At 37.8% G+C, this 23,448-nt stretch carries 25 protein-coding genes and 1 other RNA gene; 10 read left to right on the top strand and 16 right to left on the bottom strand.

Features of this window, described 5'->3' with window-relative positions; genetic code table 11:
* The first annotated feature begins 145 nt into the window (after positions 1–145).
* The 5 genes from ACLHDF_RS09315 (at position 146) to ACLHDF_RS09335 (ending at position 4,932) form a co-directional block, all read left to right on the top strand.
* Positions 146–1,237 carry an ABC transporter ATP-binding protein gene (locus tag ACLHDF_RS09315; protein WP_413918589.1) on the top strand — a complete coding sequence of 364 codons (1,092 nt, stop codon included), beginning with the start codon at positions 146–148 and terminating at the stop codon, positions 1,235–1,237.
* 36 nt (positions 1,238–1,273) lie between these two features.
* On the top strand, positions 1,274–2,521 hold the full coding sequence (locus tag ACLHDF_RS09320; RefSeq protein ID WP_413918590.1) for an ABC transporter substrate-binding protein: 1,248 nt from the start codon (positions 1,274–1,276) through the stop codon (positions 2,519–2,521).
* Complete coding sequence (locus ACLHDF_RS09325) at positions 2,505–3,458, top strand: carbohydrate ABC transporter permease (protein WP_413918591.1); 954 nt, start codon at positions 2,505–2,507, stop codon at positions 3,456–3,458. The genes ACLHDF_RS09320 and ACLHDF_RS09325 overlap by 17 nt, the downstream gene beginning before the upstream one ends.
* Before the next feature lie 14 nt (positions 3,459–3,472).
* Complete coding sequence (locus tag ACLHDF_RS09330; RefSeq protein WP_413918592.1) at positions 3,473–4,285, top strand: carbohydrate ABC transporter permease; 813 nt, start codon at positions 3,473–3,475, stop codon at positions 4,283–4,285.
* 518 nt (positions 4,286–4,803) lie between these two features.
* Positions 4,804–4,932, top strand: a complete 129-nt coding sequence (locus ACLHDF_RS09335) for a hypothetical protein (RefSeq protein WP_413918593.1) — start codon at positions 4,804–4,806, stop codon at positions 4,930–4,932.
* A 42-nt stretch (positions 4,933–4,974) separates the two neighbouring features.
* Here the strand turns inward: ACLHDF_RS09335 and ACLHDF_RS09340 are convergent, their stop codons facing one another.
* The 13 genes from ACLHDF_RS09340 to ACLHDF_RS09400 all read right to left on the bottom strand — a co-directional run bounded on the left by ACLHDF_RS09340 (position 4,975) and on the right by ACLHDF_RS09400 (position 18,064).
* Positions 4,975–6,120 (bottom strand): THUMP domain-containing class I SAM-dependent RNA methyltransferase, encoded by a 1,146-nt coding sequence (locus ACLHDF_RS09340; protein ID WP_413918594.1) that lies wholly within the window; start codon positions 6,118–6,120, stop codon positions 4,975–4,977.
* Between the two features lie 209 nt (positions 6,121–6,329).
* Entirely contained in the window at positions 6,330–7,997 is a 1,668-nt protein-coding gene (locus tag ACLHDF_RS09345) for a glycoside hydrolase family 13 protein (RefSeq protein WP_413918595.1), read from the bottom strand.
* A gap of 133 nt (positions 7,998–8,130) precedes the next feature.
* On the bottom strand, positions 8,131–8,757 hold the full coding sequence (locus ACLHDF_RS09350) for a response regulator (RefSeq protein WP_413918596.1): 627 nt from the start codon (positions 8,755–8,757) through the stop codon (positions 8,131–8,133).
* On the bottom strand, positions 8,750–9,796 hold the full coding sequence (locus tag ACLHDF_RS09355; protein ID WP_413918597.1) for a sensor histidine kinase: 1,047 nt from the start codon (positions 9,794–9,796) through the stop codon (positions 8,750–8,752). Before ACLHDF_RS09355 ends, ACLHDF_RS09350 begins: the two co-directional genes overlap by 8 nt.
* Positions 9,793–10,584, bottom strand: coding sequence for a cell wall-active antibiotics response protein LiaF (gene liaF / locus ACLHDF_RS09360; RefSeq protein WP_413918598.1), 792 nt, complete (start codon positions 10,582–10,584; stop codon positions 9,793–9,795). Before liaF ends, ACLHDF_RS09355 begins: the two co-directional genes overlap by 4 nt.
* Before the next feature lie 78 nt (positions 10,585–10,662).
* Positions 10,663–11,289: a PspA/IM30 family protein gene (locus ACLHDF_RS09365; protein WP_413918599.1), complete on the bottom strand. Its 627-nt coding sequence runs from the start codon at positions 11,287–11,289 to the stop codon at positions 10,663–10,665.
* 36 nt (positions 11,290–11,325) lie between these two features.
* Complete coding sequence (locus ACLHDF_RS09370) at positions 11,326–11,667, bottom strand: flagellar basal body rod protein (protein ID WP_413918600.1); 342 nt, start codon at positions 11,665–11,667, stop codon at positions 11,326–11,328.
* 551 nt (positions 11,668–12,218) lie between these two features.
* An RNA gene (gene rnpB / locus ACLHDF_RS09375) (RNase P RNA component class B) lies at positions 12,219–12,607 on the bottom strand.
* Between the two features lie 63 nt (positions 12,608–12,670).
* The gene (gene gpsB / locus ACLHDF_RS09380; protein ID WP_013056140.1) at positions 12,671–13,003 is read right to left on the bottom strand and encodes a cell division regulator GpsB; all 333 of its coding nucleotides are present in this window, start codon (positions 13,001–13,003) and stop codon (positions 12,671–12,673) included.
* A 104-nt stretch (positions 13,004–13,107) separates the two neighbouring features.
* The gene (locus tag ACLHDF_RS09385) at positions 13,108–13,659 is read right to left on the bottom strand and encodes a DUF1273 domain-containing protein (RefSeq protein ID WP_413918601.1); all 552 of its coding nucleotides are present in this window, start codon (positions 13,657–13,659) and stop codon (positions 13,108–13,110) included.
* A 63-nt stretch (positions 13,660–13,722) separates the two neighbouring features.
* Positions 13,723–14,193 carry a CotD family spore coat protein gene (locus tag ACLHDF_RS09390; RefSeq protein WP_413918602.1) on the bottom strand — a complete coding sequence of 157 codons (471 nt, stop codon included), beginning with the start codon at positions 14,191–14,193 and terminating at the stop codon, positions 13,723–13,725.
* Between the two features lie 345 nt (positions 14,194–14,538).
* The gene (locus tag ACLHDF_RS09395; RefSeq protein ID WP_413918603.1) at positions 14,539–15,789 is read right to left on the bottom strand and encodes a ribonuclease H-like domain-containing protein; all 1,251 of its coding nucleotides are present in this window, start codon (positions 15,787–15,789) and stop codon (positions 14,539–14,541) included.
* A gap of 4 nt (positions 15,790–15,793) precedes the next feature.
* Positions 15,794–18,064, bottom strand: a complete 2,271-nt coding sequence (locus ACLHDF_RS09400; RefSeq protein ID WP_413918604.1) for a DEAD/DEAH box helicase — start codon at positions 18,062–18,064, stop codon at positions 15,794–15,796.
* 121 nt (positions 18,065–18,185) lie between these two features.
* Between ACLHDF_RS09400 and ACLHDF_RS09405 the strand changes: the two genes are divergently transcribed.
* The 3 genes from ACLHDF_RS09405 to ACLHDF_RS09415 all read left to right on the top strand — a co-directional run bounded on the left by ACLHDF_RS09405 (position 18,186) and on the right by ACLHDF_RS09415 (position 19,971).
* On the top strand, positions 18,186–18,437 hold the full coding sequence (locus tag ACLHDF_RS09405) for a DNA alkylation repair protein (protein ID WP_274157350.1): 252 nt from the start codon (positions 18,186–18,188) through the stop codon (positions 18,435–18,437).
* A gap of 154 nt (positions 18,438–18,591) precedes the next feature.
* The gene (locus ACLHDF_RS09410) at positions 18,592–19,500 is read left to right on the top strand and encodes a hypothetical protein (protein ID WP_413918605.1); all 909 of its coding nucleotides are present in this window, start codon (positions 18,592–18,594) and stop codon (positions 19,498–19,500) included.
* A gap of 159 nt (positions 19,501–19,659) precedes the next feature.
* A complete protein-coding gene (locus ACLHDF_RS09415; protein WP_413918606.1) occupies positions 19,660–19,971 on the top strand; it encodes a DUF6509 family protein in 312 nt (103 codons plus the stop codon).
* Between the two features lie 26 nt (positions 19,972–19,997).
* Here the strand turns inward: ACLHDF_RS09415 and ACLHDF_RS09420 are convergent, their stop codons facing one another.
* From ACLHDF_RS09420 to ACLHDF_RS09430, 3 genes are all read right to left on the bottom strand, one after another.
* Positions 19,998–20,174 carry a hypothetical protein gene (locus ACLHDF_RS09420; RefSeq protein ID WP_413918607.1) on the bottom strand — a complete coding sequence of 59 codons (177 nt, stop codon included), beginning with the start codon at positions 20,172–20,174 and terminating at the stop codon, positions 19,998–20,000.
* Between the two features lie 108 nt (positions 20,175–20,282).
* A complete protein-coding gene (locus ACLHDF_RS09425; RefSeq protein WP_013056130.1) occupies positions 20,283–20,486 on the bottom strand; it encodes a cold-shock protein in 204 nt (67 codons plus the stop codon).
* 288 nt (positions 20,487–20,774) lie between these two features.
* Positions 20,775–20,942, bottom strand: coding sequence for a hypothetical protein (locus tag ACLHDF_RS09430; RefSeq protein WP_413918608.1), 168 nt, complete (start codon positions 20,940–20,942; stop codon positions 20,775–20,777).
* A gap of 111 nt (positions 20,943–21,053) precedes the next feature.
* On the opposite strand from ACLHDF_RS09430, the gene ACLHDF_RS09435 reads away from it, so the two are divergent.
* Both ACLHDF_RS09435 and putP read left to right on the top strand, forming a co-directional pair.
* Positions 21,054–21,599 (top strand): YhcN/YlaJ family sporulation lipoprotein, encoded by a 546-nt coding sequence (locus ACLHDF_RS09435; protein ID WP_129707212.1) that lies wholly within the window; start codon positions 21,054–21,056, stop codon positions 21,597–21,599.
* A 292-nt stretch (positions 21,600–21,891) separates the two neighbouring features.
* Positions 21,892–23,373, top strand: a complete 1,482-nt coding sequence (gene putP / locus ACLHDF_RS09440) for a sodium/proline symporter PutP (RefSeq protein WP_413918609.1) — start codon at positions 21,892–21,894, stop codon at positions 23,371–23,373.
* Positions 23,374–23,448: the final 75 nt, after the last annotated feature.

The raw sequence follows: 23,448 nt of genomic DNA on the forward strand, positions 1-23,448 counted from the left end.
TAAAATTACTTACAGATTCAATCACTCAAAACTACATACTACAGGCTTACCGGTCAACCGATAGCCTCTAATTGCCAGACACACGTACGATCCGTCTGTGCAATTAGAGGCTTTTATTTTTAAAAGCCTGCTGAAAGGAGAAAAAATGGCAGAACTGCAGTTACAGCATGTGTATAAAAAATACGGAAAAGATAGTCTTGCAGTTGATAATTTTAATCTTCATGTTCAAGACAAAGAATTTATTGTATTTGTAGGACCTTCAGGATGTGGCAAATCCACTACGCTTCGAATGATCGCCGGTCTTGAATCGATAACAGAAGGAGAATTGCTTATTAATGGAGATCGTGCAAACGATTTACCTTCTAAGGACCGGGATATTGCAATGGTGTTTCAAAACTATGCACTTTACCCTCATTTAACTGTTTACGACAACATGGCATTCGGTTTACAGCTCCGCAAAGTTTCAAAACGAGAAATTGATGATCGTGTTCGTGAAGCGGCTCGTATTTTGGACTTAGAACCATATTTAAAACGCAAGCCAAAAGCGTTATCAGGAGGTCAGCGTCAGCGGGTTGCTTTAGGAAGAGCCATTGTACGGAATGCTCAAATTTTTTTAATGGATGAACCTTTATCTAACCTTGATGCGAAGCTTCGCGTACAAATGCGTGCTGAAATCAGTAAGCTTCATCAGAGGCTGCAGACAACCATTATTTATGTCACTCATGATCAAACAGAGGCCATGACGATGGCAAGTAGAATCGTAGTTATGAAAGACGGAAAAATCCAACAAATCGGTTCACCTATGCAAGTGTATAACGCTCCAGAAAATACGTTTGTAGCGAGTTTTATTGGATCACCGGGAATGAATTTTTTCACAGGAAAAGTCGTGAACAGCAAACTACACATCAGTGAACATGAGTTTCAACTGACAGAAAATCAAATGCATTCGCTGCATGAAAAAGGCTATAATAATCAGTTCATTACTGTAGGAATTCGGCCCGAGCATATTATGCGCGCCTCTTCTGATGTTTTGAGCATTTCATTACCGGTAGATGTATCTGAGTTACTAGGAGCAGAGTACATACTATACGGTAGTTTAGGCGACCAGCCTTTTGTGACTAAAATCCCTGGAGATGAACATATTCAAGTCCATCAGTACTTCCCGTTTCATTTTCAAATGAATCATGCTCATTTCTTTGACCAAGCGTCTACCAACCGTATCAAAATAGACCAATAACCATCTAAAAAGACTTCTATAAATGGGGGAACTAAAATGGAAAAATTATTAATTCTGTTAGCAATGCTCACCGTAATCATCGCAGGCTGCGGCAAAAACAGTTCAACAAGCGGCAACAGCAGCGATTCTTCTAAAAAAGTAACCATTAACTTTACGCATTGGCGAGGAGAAGATACGAAAGCCTTTGACTCTATCATTCAGCAATTTGAAAAGAAAAACCCAAATATTGATGTAGAAATGACCGTCTTTCCTTCTGATTCATATCAATCACAAATTCAAGGATCTCTACTATCTGGAGAAGGTATCGACGTATTTGCTAGTTTTCCAGGAAGTCAATTTGAAACGATTCGTAAAGCAAATGGTTTTGCAAAGCTGGACGACCAAAGCTTGATCAACAAATTTGACGAAAAGCTAATTGAAGCGGGTAAAGCGGTTAATACGCAATATGCTCTTCCTTATCAGCTGGTCTATAACATCCCTGTCTATAACAAAGGCCTCTTTGAAAAACTAAATTTAGATGTTCCTAAAGACTGGAATAGCTTTTTAAAAACAGCTGAAACATTAAAGAAAAATGGATACACGCCGATTTTATTTTCAGGAGACGTAAGTCCTTCTCAATTTATTAACCCGATGATTATGAATAACGAACCTACAAATAACGCCCTCCACAAAGTAGAAACAGGCAAGCGTAAGCTAACTGATGAATGGTTTGTCAAAACACTATCTCAAATTAAAGAATTAAATGATAAAGGTTATTTCCAAAAAGATGCTCTTGGTACAAAAAAAGAAAGTGCTGCAGCTCTCTTTGCCCAGGAAAAAGGCGCAATGCTTGCTCAGGGTTCTTATATGATGGCTACAGTCAAACAGCAAAATCCAAAGATTGAACAAGGGTTGCTTGCACCGATTACAGTGGATCAAGATAAAGCAAAATACGAAGGTGTTCATACCACGACATTTTTATTAGGTGTTGCTGAAAAATCAAAACACAAAGAAGCTGCTGAGAAATTTTTAACTTTCCTTGCAGATCCAAAGATTTCTTCTGAATATGCAAATGCTACTGGCCAGTTATTAACGGTCAAAGACGTGAAATATGATTCACCTGAACTCGAAGAAAGTGCGAAGTGGAAAGACAAAAAAACGGTCTTCCAACCTCGATTTACGATTTTAAATGAACGCGTATCAAAAGCTGTTGAAACATCTGTACAAGACGTACTGTCCGGTATGTCAGCGAAAAAAGCTGCTGAAAAAGCACAAGGAGAGGTAGAACGTGTCGCTAAAAACTAATACGTCTATTCAAGAAGAAGAAAAGAGAACCCCTTTGTTCTCTTTTCCTCTCTTTTCATTTAAAACGATTTCTACAAGCAAACATCTATGGTTGTTTTTACTTCCGGGTTTTGTCATATATACTGTTTTCTTTGCATTACCAACGCTTTCTGCTTTGTTTTTAAGCACAACTGATTGGAATGGGTTGTCTTCTCAGTTTTCATTTGTAGGGTTTCAAAACTTCAAAGAAATTTTAACAAATGATGCTATTTTCACACAGTCTCTTACAAACAACTTAAAGTTCACGATTGGCGTGCTGATCTTTCAAACGTTATTAAGCTTAGGCTTTGCGCTCTTGCTTTATAAAAACTCTGCATGGAATACCTTTTATCGCTCACTCTTTTTTGTCCCTACGATTATTTCGTCCGTGTCGATTGCGTTCACGTGGAACTTTATGTATGACCCTAATATTGGAGGAGTTAACTTATTTTTAAGTAAAATAGGCCTCGAGCATTGGACACAGTCTTGGGTTGGAAATGGAGATATCGCAATTTACAGCTTGGCTTTTGTACAATTTTGGGCGCATACTGGTCAAATGCTTATTATTTTTGTAGCTGGAATTCAAGCTATTCCCAGTGAGTTATATGAAGCTGCTAGTATTGATGGGGCATCACGCTGGCAAAAATTCAAGCGCATTACGTGGCCTCTTTTAGCTCCAGCTACGACAATGGTTGTAGCTTATACGACTATACAAAGTTTTAAAGCATTTGATTTAATCATCGCAATGACAAATGGAGGTCCCTCCAACTCAACTGAAATTCTTTCGACACTTCTTTACCACGAAGCTTTTATTAATTTTCGTTTTGGCTATGCTTCTGCCATTTCAATTGTATTTATGATTGTAATTGCTGTTTTAACGTTTCTTCAATTTCGCGTACTTCGCCTTACAAAAATATAAAAGGAGATTCTTGTATGAAACAAAACCCATTCAGACAACTGATTTTAGGGATGTACGGTCTAATCATTCTGTTGCCCTTAAGCCTGGTTTTATTAACAACCTTTAAAACAACGCCTGAACTTTACAGCAACCCAACCGGATTACCAGCAAGCTGGAATATTGAAAATTATAAACAGCTGCTCATTAATGAACCTATCTTTGGCTATGTTAAAAACAGCGTCATTGTTACCGTCTTTAGCACGTTTTTCATCCTATGGTTTTCAAGCATGATTGCTTACGCTATTATTCAGCTTCCTCAAAGGCTTGGATGGATTGTATACGGCTTTTTTGTTTGCGGAATGATCGTCCCTACTCAAGTCAATATGATTCCTGTCTTTTTACTGATGAATAAACTCGGGCTCGTCAATACGCTAACAGGCGTCATTATCGTCTCCATAAGTTTTTTGCTTCCAATCGGTGTGTTTATTATAACGGGGTTTATGAAAAATTTTCCAAAGGAACTATTCGAAGCTGCTCGCATCGACGGAGCATCAGAGTGGAAAATATATTCAAAAATTGCTCTTCGACTCTCGATACCATCAATGGCTACGGTAGGAATTTTTTCATTTGTGATTGTGTGGAATGATCTGTTATTCCCTTTGCTATTGTTAAAATCTAAAGAAGTAAAAACGCTTCCTATTGCCTTATTGGACTTTCAAGGGGAATTTCTGACCAATTACCCTATGCTCTTTTCGGCAGTTGTTCTTTCTTCTATTCCATTGTTGATTGCGTACGTGTTTTTGCAAAAACATTTCATTTCAGGAATGACGTCTGGGGCATTAAAATAGCAGGAAAAAAATTGAGTTTTCCTGCCTGCTTCTTTATTCTATAGAATTATTTCTCAAAGCACCCTGAGGTTTTTTGTTTCTCCGATACAAAGTATTGGTAAACATATATTAAAACAGCTTTCAGCAGAAAGACACCTAGAAGATGGTACTCTTTAAATGTTTCTACCTTAAAAAGATGTGCACGACTCATAGCTCGTTGAAAAGGATAAACAAAAAAATGTATCTACAACTGCATTTAACAACATATATTTCCTAAACTATCCGTATGTGTACCTTTTAATCCATAAAGAACCTGCTAAAAATAGACCTAATAGTAAAGCAGCTTCACCTGGTAGATATCAATGGGTATGGTTGGGGAATATCCACCACTTCTTTTTTTCAGCAACATAGCTTTCAATCATAATTAAAAAAGAAATAGGCTAAGTATTTTTCGTTTCAAGTCTTCTATAAAGAAGAAATCAATACATATATTGTACTGCTACTCGCCCATACTATAAAAAACATAATGGGGTGAGTATATGCATGATTATTATGATGGACTATATAAATACCTGCTTAATGCTACATTTTGGTTTATTTTATTAATTGTCGTGCTCGGTATAGGCATGTTCGGAATGCTAGCTTATCGGGGTTCGAAAAAGAAATAACGCACAAAAGCCAAGCGGTTTTTACACCGCTTGGCTTTTGTATTATTGATCGTTGCGTGGAGGACGAGGTCCCCAATATTGATAGTAATCTGTTTTAATAAATCCGTTAAACAATTTACGTTTTTTCGTCGCTTTTTTACCATAGTACTGTTCAAACTGCTCATGAGATGTAAGCATGTAAATAGACCACGTATCAAGCTTAGAAAACGCCTCGCCCATTTCAGCGTACATTTTTTCAACAGAAGGACGGTCGCTTAAACGTTCACCGTACGGAGGGTTACCGATAATGATTCCATATTCTTTTGGCGTAGTGAAATCGCGCACTTGCATTTGTTTAAATTGAATTAAATCTCCAAGCCCTGCTTCAAATGCATTTTGTTCTGCTACTTTTACCATACGATGGTCAATATCATGGCCAGCGATATCAAGCACTTGATCGTAGTTGGCTAAGTCTTCCGCTTCTTCGCGCGCTTTGTCCCAAATACTTGCTGACATCCACGGCCACTCTTCTGATAAGAAGTCACGATTAAATCCTGGTGCAATGTTTTGACCGATAAGCGCTGCTTCGATGGCAATTGTACCAGAACCGCAGAAAACATCGACAAACGGACGATTCGCATTCCACGGCGTTAGCATAATTAAAGCTGCCGCCAGTGTTTCTTTTAACGGCGCTTCCCCTTGTCCAACGCGATATCCGCGCTTATGAAGTCCTGCACCGCTCGCGTCAATTGTTAATGTGGCAACATCTTTCAATAGCGCTACTTCAATTTTAAACGTTGACCCCGTTTCTTCGAGCCAACCTGTTGTTTTTTTATAATGTTTTTTCATGCTGTCAACAATTGCTTTTTTTACAATACTTTGACAATCTGATACGCTGAACAATTTAGATTTAACTGATTTTCCGGATACAGGAAACTGTGCATCTACTGGCAAATAATCTCCCCAGTTTAATGCTTTTGTTTGTTCAAAAAGCTCATCAAACGTACGAGCTTTGAACTGTCCAACCTGCACTTTAATTCGATCTGCTGTACGAAGCCATAAATTGCAGCGAGCGATTGCGAGTTCGTCTCCTTCAAAGATAACCTTGCCATTATCTACTTCACATTCATATCCTAAAGCACGCACTTCTTTAGCGACCAGTGCTTCAATTCCCATTGCTGCTGTTGCAATAATTTTATATTTCGCCATTTTTCAACCTCATTTTGTTTCTAATTATCTACACTAAGTGTAAAAGTACCATATACATGCGCCTTAGTCAAAGCTTTCTCCGTCTTTTTGTTAAAATGCAGAAACTGCTGGCTCTTTGTAGAGCCAGCAGTTTCTTTATACATGTTACATATAAATTTGTTTTTAAAAGCTTTTCACTTCAAAAGCGCGCAATCGGTTGCTCAACTCATTTATGAAAGTAAGTATACACGTGTTTCATATGGGTGCAGCGTACATTTTTTAAGCGTTTCGTTTGTATCCAACGAATAATTATGAATCAGTAATTCTATGTTTGCAAATGAGCTCTCTGACGGGAACTCGAAGGTTTGATTATTCGGTGACATATTACAAATAACAACAGCGGTTTTGCCTTCTAATGATCGCGTATACGCGTAGATAGCGGGATCTTCCTCTGCCAACAGCTTATAAGATCCATACACCAGCACATCGTGTTGTTTTCTAATTTTAATAAGCTGTTTGTAAAAATTCAGTACCGAGTCTTTATCACATTTCTGCTCTTCTACGTTAATATCTACATAATTTGGATTTACCTTCATCCAAGGGTCTCCAGTAGAAAATCCTGCATTTCTTTCTGTATTCCACTGCATTGGGGTTCTTGAATTATCGCGTCCTGTTTCCCAAATAACTTTCATAATCTCTTCATGTGAATCGCCTTTTTCACGCTGAATACGGTAGTAGTTAATCATACCAACATCATCGTAATCGTCAATAGAATCAAACTTAACATTGGTCATTCCAATTTCTTGTCCTTGATAAATAAACGGTGTTCCTTTCATTAAAAAGTATAGTGCGGCTAAGCACTTTGCGCTTTCCACTCGGTAAGCTACGCTGCCAAATTTATTTACAGAACGAATTTGGTCATGATTTTCTAAATATAAAGCGTTCCAGCCGTTGATTTCTTCTAAACCATTTTGCCAGTTAGTTAAAATCGTTTTTAGCTCGATTAAATCCAGCGGTTTTTCTTCTCCTTTATCCCACAGCCCCATATGCTCGAACTGAAAAATCATATTGAAGTTTCCGCCTTCTTCAGCTACCCACTCATCTGCGCTGTCCGATGTTACGCCATTTGCCTCTCCAACCGTCATAATATCGTATTTGGCAAACGTATTTTCTTTTAGCTCTTTTAAATGTTCTTGAATCCCAGGTCGATTCATATGCCCTTCAAACGATGGCACATAATCGAGCTTTTCAGGGTTCGGTAGATCGGGGAAGCCTGCCACTTTTTTAATATGCGAAATAGCATCTACACGAAAACCGTCAATTCCTTTATCTAACCACCAGTTAACCATTTCATAAAGCTCATGGCGTACTTTTTCATTTTCCCAGTTTAAATCGGGCTGTTTTTTAGAAAATACGTGCATGTAATATTCTTTTGTCTTTTCGTCGAACTCCCAAGCTGATCCGCTAAAAATAGATTCCCAGTTATTTGGCTCTTTTCCATCTTTACCTTCGTGCCAGATATAATAATCGCGATATGGATTTTCTTTAGAAGATCTAGATTCTACAAACCAAGGGTGTTCATCTGAAGTATGATTAATAACTAAATCCATAATCAGTTTCATTCCGCGATGGTGAACTTCATCTAGCAGCTCATCAAAGTCTTCCATTGTTCCGAAATCTTTCATAATATCTTTATAATCACTGATATCGTAGCCATTATCATCATTAGGAGACTGATAAATCGGGCAGATCCAAATGACATCAATTCCAAGATCAGATAAATAATCTAACTTTGAAATAACCCCTTGAATGTCACCTATTCCGTCACCGTTTGAATCCATGAAGCTTCGCGGGTAGATTTGATACGCAACAGCTTCTTTCCACCATTTCTTTTCCATGTGCTCAACCCCTCAAAATCGTGCTTTTACGTAAGCGTTCGCATTTACGCATATCGCTATTTTATAATGAATACCTGCAAAAAAATAGGTTTTTTCACAAAAAAAATCGTTATTCTCTTTCGAATAACGATTTTCACTCTGCTAATTTATGTTTAAAAGCATAGATGACTGCTTGAGTCCGGTCCTGTACATCTAGCTTACTTAATAAATTGCTTACATGTGTTTTTACCGTCTTTAGCGCAATAAATAATTCATCTGCAATCTCTTGATTTGTTTTACCTTGTGTCATTAGGAGTAAAATTTCCATTTCACGAGCCGTCAGCTCTTCGTGAGGTAAAGATGGTTTTCTCATTTTAGACATCATTTTACCGGTAACTTCGGGCTCTAATACAGATTGTCCCTCATATGTACGGCGAATAGCAGCTGCAATTTCTCCTGCTTTAGACGTTTTTAATAAGTAGCTTGTTGCCCCCGCCTCTAGAGCAGGGTATACTTTTTCATCATCTAGAAAGCTAGTGACAATAATTACTTTTGCTTCTGGCCACTGCTTAATAAGTTGTTTTGTCGCTTCAATCCCGTCCATTTCTTCCATAACTAAATCCATTAAAATAATATCCGGGCGCAGCTGAAGCCCTAATTCAACGGCTTCTTGGCCATTTGTCGCTTCAGCTATTACATGAATGTCTGTTTGAGCCGACAAATATGCTCCTACGCCAATTCGAACCATCTCGTGATCATCTACTAACAGTACATTAATCATTTTGCTTTCCCCCTCTTTCTACTAACGGTACTTTTACCTCTAGTTTTGTTCCTTTGTCGGGCAGACTAATAATTTTTAATATGCCTCCAATTTCAACTGCGCGCTCATACATATTTTGCAGACCGTACGATCCGACTTTTTCCTTTTCTACATCAAAGCCAACTCCATTATCAACAATACGTAAAATAATGGAAAAGTCACGTTTAATCAGCAGTACATCTAAAGCTGTTGCATTTGCATGACGGAGCGTATTTGATACGGATTCCTGCAAAATTCTAAACAAGTGGTCTTCAATGCCTTTATCTAGTTCAAACCCTTCTATTTTCCAATTTAATTCAAGCGGTACTTTTTGGGCAAGCTCATTCATCAGTTCTTTCATTCCGGTCTGTAACGATTTTCCTTTTAATGCTGCTGGTCGAAGATGAAGAAGCAAAGCCCTCATTTCAAGCTGTGATTGATTAATCATTTTTTCGACCATCTTTAATTGCTTAGCTTCAGAGTCTTGTAGCGTAAGGTTGGATTCCGTAATAGCAGACATAAGCATCGAAGCGGCAAATAGCTGCTGACTAACGGAGTCATGCAGTTCTCTGGCAAGCCTATTTCGTTCCTGGGAAACAATTTCTTGCACTTGCTTTTGCTGATTTTCTACTTTTTCCGTTGCCATCTTTTGAGATTGCTGCGCTTGCAGAATCATTTTATCATCTACTTTGTTTAAACGGCTTATAATTCGAGACGTTTCTTGAATAAGCGGTTCATTTGCCGACATATGCCGCTGGCCATTTTCTATTTCATATAATCGGTTTTCGACATATGTCCACTGCTGTCTCCACATAAACCCCATGATTCCTCCAATCACACTTCCAATCGTAAGGCTTAGACTGAAGGAAAACAGTACAAAAGGCATGCCGAATACGCTTGTTTTCCATAAGTCGCTAAAGTGAAAAACAGGGTATGCAAAAAACACTGTAAGGAGCACGGATAGAAATACAAAGAAGCTTGAGAAAATTCCCCATAATAACTGCCGTTGAAGAATACTCATATCCTTTGCACCTCTAAATCTCCAATCACAACAGTTGTAACAATCTTCACCCTATGGGCAGATTGATCAAACTCTTCTGTTTTGATTGACAAATTTTCATTGAACGAAAAGCCCCGCTGATTTCCAAAAACCGTTACGTTTCCTGCTAGTTTAGAATGATTCACAGATACTTCTGTTTCATAAGGAATGAGCACTTTAATATTTCCAAACACTTGACGAATAAAAATAACCGCATCGCCTTTTGGTAGAACCGTATTGCTTAAATCAATAACAATGTCTCCCCATACGCTTTGAATATTAATATCATCCCATTCGTATACTGAGTCTTCGGTTCTTTGACTCCCAAGAAGTTTGTTCGTCAGAACCGGTCGGACTTGCACCAAGCTTTGGTTCGGCTGCTGTGTAAACTCGCCAGTTGGTCTGAATTCAACCGGATGCTTTCTTGATTGAACAAATCTAAGTAAAAAATACAGAAAAAGAGCAATAACTAAGAACTTAAATGCAACCGTATTAAATATATTTAATACAAGTCCAATAACACCAATCCAGAATAAAATGCGCCCTAGTTTTCTTCTCATTTTTTTTCGCCCAATATACATGAACGCACCGGCAATTAATACAGAAAAGATCAAGCCGCTGTGAAAAAACATAATTTCAATAAACAGGACAAATAAACTGCAAATAAAAATGAACATAAGAGATTCTGTTTTGTTTACGCTTTGCACAGCTCCCTCTCCTTTCTCTTCGTAGATGACATAGCGTTCTTTGGATGCTACTCCTGCATACATCTATTCTCTCACCTTAAAAAGACGCAGAAATCTACGCCTTTTTTAGAATACCATGTTTTATGCAGAAACACTGATTTTTTATGAGGATTTTACTCTTTTTTCTAATTCAGCAATCTTGCTGTCTACCGTTTGTCTATAGTAATTTGTATTAATTTGATTTTCAAGCTGGTCAATATAGTTTTCCATTTCATTAAACTGGCTGTAAGGCGCATAAGATGATTCTGTTTTCATTACTGAATTCATACGATGGTGCGCACGGGCAATATTTTCACGTCCCATTAGCTCCATACGGCGAATATGCATATCTTTTACCTTATGATTCATTTCTTCATACTTTCGTTCAAGCTCCTCTAGCTGTTTCGATGCCTCTTCATAAGATTCTTTTACACGCTTCGCTCTCTCTTCATAATGAGCATGTTCTTTTAAAATAAATTCATGTAATTCTACTTCTTCCGCTTCTTGTGCCACTTGTGCTTGCTCATGACGTTTTTTCATCATATCAAGCGCCATGTGGTACTCGCGATTAAACTGCTCCTTTAACGTGTACTGTCTCTCAACAAGCTGCCTTACCTTTTCTGTCTCTTGCTCGCATTGGCGCAAATAGTGATTTAATGCAGCAATTGGATTCTTTTGTTCTTTGTGATCAAGTAATTGATGAAGATCTGCAGAAATCGTTTCTTTCATTCGAGTAAATAAGTTTCTCATTTTGTTCATCTCCTTAGATAATGACGTAAAATTTTATTATTTTTGATTTAAGTCAGCCCACTGACGTTCAAAATGCGTAAACGGATCTTCTTTTTCCGTTTTTCTTGGGCTGCTGTTCCACTTTTTATATACAATATAAAGTACTACTGCTGCAATGATACCAGCAAGGGCTGGGAGATTTGACACGGTTGTTAGAAGTACGACAACACCAATAAATCCCCAAAGCCATTTTTTAAAGGGGGTCTCTGCTCTAACGAACCCTTTAAATGCTAGATACAAAATAACCAAGCCAAGCGCAAGCCCTACCATCGGACCGGCATTTGCAAGAAGAACGATAGCAGCTACCGCTCCAATCAAAAACAAACCAACTTTTTTCATTTTGTTTCCTCCTTTCGCTTCTCTATATACTTAGTTTAAGGATTATGACGTTTTTTCAAAACGAGCTAGAGCTTTATTTTCTTCTAAGACCTCAGGCTGATAACAAGGTCAGCCTGATTGTATAAAAAAGAGATTGAGACATAACGAAATCGATCCCATCTAAAGACCAACAAATGGGATAAATGAGCTAGTAGGGATTACTTGTTACACCGCTGTTGATTTCCGTGCAAGGCTTCGCTTTCTGCGGGCGGCCGATGAGCCTCCTCGTCGCTTGCGCTCCTGCGGGGTCTCATCGTTCCGCATTTCCCGCAGGAGTCTTCGCCTTGCCCTCCAATCAACTGCTAGAAGCAACTAAACACGTTAAATCTACGTTCACCATAACAACAAAAAAACCGAACTATCAATCAATATTTTTGATTAACAGTCCGGTTATTACTTCAATTAAAGTCCTAGCCCTTTTTTGACATAAAAAAGCTCTTCCATTATAGGAAGAGCTGTGTTGGATTAAAATATAGTGTCTAACAACAAGTGTCGATTGCTTTTCAATAACGTTCTGTAAGCCATGTTTTGTACCATTGTACTGCAAGCGGCTAGCTACCTCGTACTCCGGTGGCAATTATCTATCTACAAAATGTAACCATTTTGTCTTTCCTTCCGTTCAATTCCATCCAGAAAGTTCCCCTACCATTATTTGGGTTTCTCGCTCGAGGGGTTTACCTCGTTCCACTCTTATCATTTCTGATAAGACTTCGTCACTGTGGCACTTTCAGAGTAGTCAAGCCATATCTTAGAAAGACTTAGGCTTTTTCCCCGCCGTTAGCTTTTAACAGCTACCCTAGCTTATGACTTCGCTAGGCACGAACACTACAGACATCGCAGTCTGTGCGAGCATGGACTTTCCTCTACATCCTCATATGTGATGCAGCAATTACCCGAACGTTATTGATAACGACTTTCCTTAGTATAATAAAAATAGGAGTTGAATGCAACTCCTATTTTTAGGTTATTCGTATAATTTACTTCCAAACACATGTTTTTCTAAGTTTGACAAACGTTTTAAAATATCAAAGTTTGTCGTACCCGCTTGCTGCTGCTGTTGAGCAGGCGGCGGGGTAAACGAAGGTTGTTGCGGCTTTTTAGATAACTCTTCTACTTGCTTTTTTAAGCGTAAATTTTCAGTTTGTAATGCTTCAATTTCTTCATGAAATGCTTCATAATCTTTAATAACGGAATCTAGATACTTATCTACTTCTTCTTGATTATAGCCTCTCATGCCTGTTTTGAATTCTTTTTCTAAAATTTCTTTGGCCGTTAAACGAATTTTATCAGCTAACATCTCTATCACCTCAAATACGATAAACCTTATCTTTATTATAATTCATTTTTTCAAAAATAGCTTCAAAAGTCAATTTATCTTTTAAAATGTTTCGTCAAATGGCGTTAAAAAGCCGAAAATTTTTCTTCATCCACAATATCTTGTAAGTCGTGAGACGTAACCATTATAATAGGATATTCTTCTCGTTCAGCACGTTTTTTAGCCGTTTCTAACATATATTTAGGACTTCCTTCGTGCTCTTCATCGTAAACTAAACAAATACCTTCACTTTTTTCTACTAAAAATTGATTTTTTAACCGAAACTGTGCCGGACTTTCATATTTCTTTTTTGTAATGCTATCTACATAATCTGCTTGACTTAAAACGAATTCATACAATTCTTTATTCACATCGTTCCACTTTTCTTCCTGCTCTAAAAACGGTGTTAAAACAGCTAACTGAAGCTCAGGATAATCAAGCTGAAGATCAAATACCACTTCCGCTGCCCAAATCTCTACTCCTAGCTGACCACTAATCAATACCCATTCTAACCCACCTTCTACTAATTCCTGTATTTTTTTATATAGCGCTTTTTTTATGTATGTAATCCCTTGATGTTTTTCATTAAAAATCCCAAGTTCGAATGGCTTATAACCGGTAATTGTTAACACCTTCATTGTATAACTCCTTTATAACAAAATAGAATAGGAACTGATGTAATCAGCTCCTATTAACGTACATTATCTAAAATACCCTGAATTAGGTCCTTGATGCGCGCCTTTTGTATGACAGCTTCCTTGGCCACAACCTTTGTGTCCCGGATAACTAGCGCCTGCTACTTGACCTGGGTAGCCTCCCATTTGACCTGGATAGCCTGCTCCACCTGCTTGACCTGGGTAGCCTCCCATTTGACCTGGATAGCCTGCTCCACCTACTTGACCTGGGTAGCCTCCCATTTGACCTGGATAGCCTGCTCCACCTACTTGAGTTGGGTATTGCTGCGCACCGCCAAAAAACTGTTGATTTGAAGTTTCATTTACAACAGATTGCGTTTGCGGGAAGTAATGCACGTGCTTCACATTTGTATGGTTCACCAATGTATTATGGCTTGGATGAATGTGAGGTACAACTACCTCCTGAGAAGTAAACTGCGTGCAACATTTTGTTGGATGCACAATTGGTGGCATACATTTTGTTGGTCTTGGATACATATCCTTTTTCCCCTTTCACTGTTTAGTTATTACACTATTACAGTATGTAAAGGGTAGTGTACATGTACTAAGACAAACACCTATTTTTGGCCTACATAAAGGAGTTATAAGAATTTTTCAAACTGCTTAAGACAATTACTGTTAAACAAATTAATGCGAAAAATGATACTAAAATCACATTTTTCATGGGGCCTCTCTCCATCTCACCAAAGTTCTGTTTTTAAGCTGTAAGAATAAGTCTTACATTGACTAATTTTATCAATGACTGAAAAATAGAACAATATAAAACATCGACAAAACAAAAGAATAATAATTCTGAATATTTAAAAATAAATCTGCTAAAGTCTATGCTTTAGCAGATTTATTTTTAAGTCTAAGAAGTCTTTTTTTCAGCACTTCTTCGGACATTTTTTTAGCCATTCCTCTAAGTTGACTCCACTTCTCCAAGGCTAGCTCAGTATATAGAAGAGCTTTATGAACATCTTTAAGACGATGTTCATAAATTTTAGCTAGCTCAACCAGTGCTTCTATAGCAACGTCACCTTCAGATGTTTGAACCAGCGGTTCAAACATCTCCACTGCCTGTTTCCAACTCTTCTCTTTTTTATAATGATAAGCCATAGCTAGCTGAGCTTTTTCATGCTCTTCTTTTTCTTTTTCTGCTACACCTTGATAAAGAGAAAAAGCATGCTTGTTCTCTCCTAACTGCTCATACCACCTTGCTACTTCGTATGTTTCTTTTTCCGTAAACTCCTCACTAGTAAGGAGATGTTTTGATAAATGAATATATAACGTAATAAGTGATAAAATATCATGTTCATTATGTTTCATAATATCGAATAAGCCTCTTGGATTTTTTGTTTCAATAAAGTCGAAATAAATCATGGGAGCTAAGAAACCTGGAATATCATCAACTCGTTCGATTCCAAGTATTTCTTTTTCGACATTCGCCAGTTTAACCGAGTTCATCTTATGTTTCCACAGCCTTCTTGAAGCATGCAATAAATCAAAGTGGCCAAACTTAGGCAGCTTGGGCAAGTGATCTCTTAATAGCGTATGGCGAGTCTTCACATGGGGCCAATCGAAAGATTTCCCGTTGTAAGTCACAAGCGTTGTATAGTCTACTTCTTTTAAAAAACTTTCGTAAAATGCTACTTCTCCACTCGGCTCCGTTAATATATGTTGACGAAAAACCACAGAATCTTTTAGCACCCTTGCATATCCTAGCAAAAAAATAGTTGTCCCTGTTCCTGTACTAAGCCCCGTCGTTTCCGTATCAAAGAAAAATAAATCTGAATATGTGTGGCCTTTTGCTGAAAGCGGATGAGTAACTGTAGACCGATTCCATACCTCTACTATTTTTTTCAGCTCATTAAACTCATAATGGCCATGCTTGTAGTCAAGCGGATAAATGACTTCTCTGATCATACAGTAGCTGTCTTCAGCAAAATAAGGGGCCGCATCATTTCCCTTCCACTCCTGCTCATATGGAATAGACGCGCTCGTAGTCCGCTTTCGCTTATTTTCAACCGGCGGCTTTGCTTCTGTAACATGAAAATGCTTTTTCATACGGTTTAATTTATTTTTAAAAGACACGATTTCACCTACTTTGCAGTTGTTGTAGCAGCACGAGCGCATCGCTTTTTGCGTGTTCTCCTTGTGCTTCCATACCGATACAAGACGGACAGCCGCTTTCGCAAGAACAATTTACAATTAGCTGATTGGTCTGACTGAGCACATCATTCATTTGTTCATATACTTTGTCGCTTAGTCCAATACCGCCCGGATATCGATCATATAAGAAGATAGTTGGCTGTTCGTTGTGAACCGCTTTTATCTGAGGCACTACATGTAAATCAGACGGATCGCACATCACCATAAGCGGCGCAATCGACTGAATGGCATTTGCCACAGAAATGAGTGCTTGTTCCAATCGTTCTTCAGATTCGTGAAACTGTTCTTTGGCAAAGCTTAGCCACACGGCATTTGTATGAAGCTCTTCTTCCGGGAGTGAAATAGGGCCTGACCCTATGTTTTCATGCGTCTCAAATTTTATTTTTTTAAATATCGTAGCCATAGCGCTGACCATTACATCCCCATAACCGATTGAGTAGGTTCCTTCCAATCGCTCTTTATCAGCTTCTAGAACCTTCAAGTTAACCGCCAAATTTGCATCAGTAAAATAATCTACATCGACTTCACGAACATATGCTTTTTTCTCATCCCAGTCCAAGTATTCTACTTGATACTGAATGCCTTGATGCAAATAAATCGCCTCATCATGAAGAAGGGTCATGGCGCTAAAGCGATCCATTTCTCCAATTACTTTCACATTTGCCACGTCCGATTGATCAATGATGACGACATTTTCTTGAGATGCGGAGCGCAGACTGATGTTATGAGCTGGGAACGAATCACTCATCCAGTACCATTTGTCTCCGCTAAAATGAATCACTCGCTCTTCTTGTAAAAACTCTAGCACGTCTTCAATTTCTACCCCATCAAATGTTTCTCCCTGCTTAAACGGCAGTTCGTAGGAAGCGCATTTTAAATGATCGACTAAAATTACAAGGTTATCAGGATTAATTCGAGCTGTTTCTGGATTTCGGCTAAAAAAGTAATCCGGATGCTGAATCATGTACTGATCAAGCGGACTTGAACTTGCAACCATTACGATGACAGCTTCTCCGTGACGTCTTCCTGCTCGCCCAGCTTGCTGCCAAGCGCTTGCAACCGTGCCCGGGTAACCTGTCATCACACACACCTGCAGCTGGCCGATATCCACTCCTAGCTCTAAAGCATTCGTACTGACTACTCCGTAAATACTCCCCTCTCGAAGTCCTCTTTCTATTTCGCGTCGCTGTTTCGGTAAATATCCTCCGCGGTATCCTTGAATAGACTTATTCTGAAGCTGGTTTTTCACGAGCTCCTGCAGATACGTTAAGATAATTTCCACCCGTACGCGGCTTCTTGCAAATACAATTGTTTGAATTTTATTTTTCAAAAACTCGCCTGCAATATTTCGCACTTCAAGCGTAGCACTTCTTCTAATGTTTAACGGTTTATTAACAATAGGCGGGTTATAAAAAATAAAATGCTTGCGGCCACTAGGAGCTCCGTTGTTATCCACTAACGTCACATGAGCTCCAGTTAAATGTTCAGCGAGTTCTTTTGGATTCGCGATGGTCGCTGATGTACAAATAAAGATAGGATTACTTCCATAGTAGCGGCAGATTCGCTTTAACCGGCGTATGACGTTGGCTACATGGCTGCCAAAAACACCGCGGTACGTATGAAGTTCATCAATCACAATATACTTCAGGTTTTCAAACAGTGATACCCATTTAGTATGATGAGGTAAAATAGCTGAATGAAGCATATCTGGATTCGTAATAACGATATGGCCTGCTTTTCTTACCTTTTGGCGGATATTTGCCGGAGTATCTCCATCATACGTATAGCTATTGATTGGCACTTCCATTTCTTCAATGATTTCATTTAATTCACTTTTTTGATCTTGGGCAAGCGCTTTTGTTGGAAACAAATAAAGGGCTCTAGCCTGATCATTCTCCATAATACTCTGGAGTACCGGTAAGTTGTAGCACAATGTTTTCCCCGATGCTGTTGGCGTCACAGCCACAACATTCTTCTTGGCTGTCGCCAAATCAAACGCTGTTTTTTGATGCGTATAAAGCGAACCAATTCCTCGTCTCTCAAATGCTTCCCGTAGTTTCATATGCAAAGAAGATGGAAATGGCGCAGTTTTAGCTTCTTTCTCTTGGATTGTATGCCAATGAACAATATTTTGCTGATACAATGGATTCGTTTGCAAAATATCCATTACTTCTTGTAAGTTTTTTCGTATTCTCATTTTCATCACCTGCTTCTATTTTAACGAATGAACGTTCGATAGAAAACCATAAGTTTTTGTATGTTTTTGGTGAATTCGGACATGGTATTAATACAGTAAATTTTTCAAGGAGATGTTAAAAATGGGAAGCCCTTATCTTTGTCCTAGCTGCAAAACAAATCGAACACGCTTTAATATTATTGAACAAAATGCAAAACCTGTAAAAATGGATCCAAGAAGCGGAGAAGTCGTAGAAGAATATACAAACGATACACTCGACGCATTTCATGCTGCTTATAACGGACCGCAAAAACGCATTCAGTGCGGAGCTTGCGGATTAGTAGAAGATGAAACCATGTTTGTACGACATGCTGAATCGAATAAACTTCAATAAAAAAGGTGAGGCTCTTTGGCCTCACCTTTAATCATATGACTCTTAATGCCTTTCCTTTTTCTTGATTGAAAAGCAAGCATCTTCATCTAAAAATTCATGTTTTTTCTGATACAAACATGCTAAAATACCTAAAAAAGATATGGAGATGATTGTCATGTCATTTCTTCTTTCGCTTTTACCTTTCTCATTTCTGAAGAAGTTTCATTTCCCTTCAGGTAGAGAAGTTAATGAAGATAAAATGTTCGATAAAACGAATATAGAAACGCTTCAACAGAGAGTTAAGCTAGTTTCACTTGCTCTTGTCATTTCCTACCTTATTTATATAGGTTTTTCTTTACTTCAACATGCAGGAACACCTGAGTTCAGGCATACACTAATTGGTATTCATTTCACTAGTTTTGCTCTCTCTTCTCTTTATTTACTGCTCTATTATTTTAGTAAAAGAAAAGAACGGCTTGCTAACTACTTAAGCACCCTTGTATATGGCTATATATTTTATTACGTATTTGCTGCAGCACTTTCTACTATTAACAGTCAGCTTTTCACAGGTCGCGTAGACGTGTATATGATGCTTTTGATTTCCACAGCTGTTTTATGCCCTATGAAATTAAAACAGCTGTGCATCATTTTTATTCCTAACCATCTTTTTTTACTATACGGATTATCACGATATGCACCGGATTCTTTTTCCCTTATTTCAAAACAAATCAATACAACTGCAGCAGTTGCTATTGCTTTACTTGCCTCATACATTCTTTACAAATACCGTCACAAAGAATATATAAATCACTTACAGCTAAAAGAAAGCGAACACAATTTTTCTACGTTGTTCAAAATTAATCCATATCCTTTAATATTAACGAGATCATCCGACCACAAAGTGTTGCTCATTAACAATAAGGCTATTCATTTTTACAATCTTGTTTCTCAAGATCTTGATCAAATAGACGGATTTATTATATGTGCGCCTTCAGACGAAACCAATCTCGATACATTAATTCAAAAAGCGGATGCTGCCATGTATAAGCAAAACCATACGCGCGTTTCTTCTGCCTTAAAGTGAAAAACGAAAGTCCTTTTGCATAGCATTAAGTACATTCGCTAAATAGAATGATTAAGAAATAAATCCGTGCATGAACTACTCATGCACTTTCTTTCTTTGCAAGGAAAAACTATAATAGATAATGCAAGTATTTTACTGATATACAGAAAGGACGTACATATGTTTACAATTAAAGAATATACAGCTGAACAATTGCAGGATCCATTTGGTCTCCTTCTAGGTGAACGCTATGAATTCCACTTATACATTGAGGTAGAAGAAGAGGATGAATTATATACCGGTAACGACCTAGCTTTACGCGTAGTATATATTAAAGGCGAAGACAATACTTCAATTGCCCAAACTCATTTCTACGAAGTTTCAACAAATAAAGTATTAGACTTCGATCTTGAAGAAGAGGAAGAAGAAGCTGTAAAAGAGTTTTGCGGAAAGCATTTGCCTTCAGAGGAAGGTACACATAACGAGGAATAATCCAAAATAAGCTCTTTAAAAAGAGCTTATTTTGGATTTCGTTTTTCCATTAGCTTTTTAACGACTTCTTTTGGCTCCCAGCATGTAAACTGATAAGAAGGCCGAGTCTCATAGCCTAGTCTTTTGCACTGATACTTCATTCCCTCATCTAATTTAATACTTTGGAAATGTTGACATGTGGCACAGCAATGAAATGAATTCATGCCTTCTCTTCTCCCTTATTTCACTCTATTTCCTTAACCATACGAATAAAACAAACGAATTCGTACAAAAAAAGCTGCCTATCGGCAGCTTTCATATGTAGCGTTGAATTATAATTTTACAACATTCTCCGCTTGAGGTCCACGTTGGCCTTCAACGATTTCAAATTCAACTTTTTGGCCTTCTTCTAATGTTTTGAAGCCTTCAGATTGAATAGCTGAAAAATGAACAAATACGTCATTTTCGCCTGGTACTTCGATAAAACCGAAGCCTTTTTCACTGTTAAACCATTTTACTGTACCTGTAGTAGCCATGTAAAAAAACCTCCAAAAAATGTAAAAAATTTTAATATGTTACTCTATATTTACATTTATGCCGTAAATAAAAAATTCACATATTATAAAAGAGACCTACGCGAAGTAGATCTCCTTTATAACAAGTGAATTTTCACTAAATCTAATTCGAGTATGTGGTCAAAACGTAGTATTAATTACATTTATTAAATTTGTTTGCGTTTACATTATACTATAACTATATGTAGAATGCAAATATTCTGTCATTCTTGATGTATGCCTCATCCGTTTGCAAGATATCTATTTTCCTTACGTTAACATGTTGTCAATATGGGCGTCGATAATTTCTTTTCGTTTATTTTGCAGGGTCTCAAATAATAGCTTAGCTTCTTCCGAAGTTAACGCAAACCTTGTTGTTTCTTCATGGTTTTCTTCTTTTGTATGAAGAACAAATACACTTTGTTGGATTTCACTCATACATATCCCTCCTTTTTCGATAGTATAGGCTTTTTTGTATTTTTCATGTATGCTTCACACGTTTTTAACAAATTATAAGAAAGGTTAAAACTTATAAGGAGTGGTACTATCATGAAGAAATCGTTTTTGTTTGTTATAGGCTGTATGACAACTCTTTCTTTATTCGGCTGCAGTACAGCAGATCAAGGTAAAGATGGCGTCATTGATGATGATACAGTCCGCAACGTCACATATGAAAATGGGAACAATAAAACGAAAATGAATGACGTAAACGATACGCAAGACGTACAGCGTAATGAAAAAGAACAATATAATCAGTCTGGTGGAATGAGAGTAGCCGATGTGGCAGCTGATCGTATCGTAGCATTAAAAAACGTAAAAGATGCTAATGTAATCGTAACTGATCATACAGCTTATGTGGCAGCTGTATTAGACGATAATAAAGAAGGTAATCTCACCAAAGATATGGAACATAAGATTGCACATGAAGTAAGAAAAGCAGACGGCAGTGTTCATCGAGTTTTTGTATCAACAAACCCTGACTTTGTAAACCGTATGAACGGATATGTAGACAAGCTTCAAACCGGCAAACCGGTTTCTGGACTGTTTGACGAGTTTTCGGAAGTTGTTCGACGCGTGTTTCCAAATTCACGCTAATATACATGAATGTCAAAAGAGCATTTTATAAAATGCTCTTTTTATTTTACTTATTGCATAAAATATTGCATAAAAAATCCGCTTATAAATTTCTGAATATTTTTATTTTACTTTATTTTGGAAACGTTTTCATTTCTTTTGTATAAAGGTTTAGGGGATTTTAGACTTAGAAAATTTACGATTTTGTGGGTTGATAGTATAAGAAAAGTTTGTTAGTTTTAAAAACCATAAGATGTTTTCATGGGATGCATTACTTATCTCATGCATAAAAAGTGCATAAAGGGGAGATTTTGTGGATATTGGAGTTTATATTTCACTCGGCATTTATTTTGTGGGAATGCTCGGAATAGGATGGTATGCCTATACAAAAACCACTGAAGATGTAGCGGGCTATATGTTAGGAGGACGCGGACTAGGCCCAGCCGTTACCGCCCTTTCAGCTGGTGCTTCCGACATGAGTGGATGGATGTTAATGGGGCTTCCTGGATCTATGTATGTAACAGGCCTTTCTAGCGTATGGTTAGCGGTGGGATTGTCTATAGGTGCTTATTTAAACTATTTAATCCTCGCTCCGCGTCTTCGCACTTATACGGAAGTAGCGAACGACTCCATTACAATTCCAGACTTTTTTGAAAATCGATTTGGCGACCATAACAAAATTCTTCGAACGGTATCAGCGATTGTTATCTTTATCTTCTTCACTCTTTACACTTCAGCTGGTATGGTATCAGGCGGACGCTTATTTGAATCAGCATTTGATTTGCATTATCAAATTGGCTTGTTTGTAACAGCGTCTGTTGTTATTGCCTACACTCTTTTCGGTGGATTTTTAGCCGTTAGTTTAACAGATTTTGTTCAAGGTGTTATTATGTTTCTTGCTTTAGTTTTGGTACCCATTGTAGCTTTCACCGATGTCGGAGGCGTCAATACAACAATGGATATTGTACAGGAAGTTAATCCAACATACCTTGACATCTTTAAGGGCACAACCGCTTTAGGTATTATATCTTTCTTAGCCTGGGGACTTGGCTATTTTGGACAGCCTCATATTATCGTTCGCTTTATGGCTATCTCTTCTGTTAAGGAATTAAAACCCGCACGCCGTATCGGAATGAGCTGGATGATTATTTCTATTATGGGTGCGATGCTGACAGGACTTGTGGGAATTGCATATGTAGAAAAAACGGGTATGAAGCTAGCAGATCCTGAAACTATTTTTATTAAATTTGCAGATATACTTTTTAACCCTTTAATCACCGGTTTTTTATATGCTGCTTTATTAGCTGCGATTATGAGTACTATTTCTTCTCAGCTACTTGTAACGGCAAGCTCCGTTACAGAAGACTTTTACAAAACATTTTTTCGTCGTCAAGCCTCTGACAAAGAGCTTGTGACTGTGGGAAGAGCTGCAGTTTTAGGCGTTGCAATTATCGCTATTTTGCTGTCTTTGAGACCTAGTGATACCATTTTAGGATTGGTTGGCTATGCTTGGGCTGGATTTGGTTCTGCTTTTGGTCCTGCTATTCTGCTGAGTCTGTATTGGAAGCGTATGACACGATGGGGAGCACTTGCAGGTATGATTGTAGGCGCTATCACTGTATTGATTTGGGTGAACGTACCGACTTTAAAAGATGCTCTTTATGAAATGATTCCTGGGTTCTTTTTAAGTCTGTTAGCCGTCATCATCGTAAGTTTAATAACAAAGAAACCATCAAACGATGTTCAAAATCAGTTTATTGAAATGAAGGAAATTTTAATCCAAGAATCGAAATAAACAAAAAAGTACACAAGTTTTTACTTGTGTACTTTTTTGTTTTTAATCTCCATTTCTTATCATATATATACTAAA

The organism is Priestia megaterium (assembly GCF_046599315.1).
Taxonomy (GTDB): Bacteria; Bacillota; Bacilli; order Bacillales; family Bacillaceae_H; genus Priestia; species Priestia megaterium_F.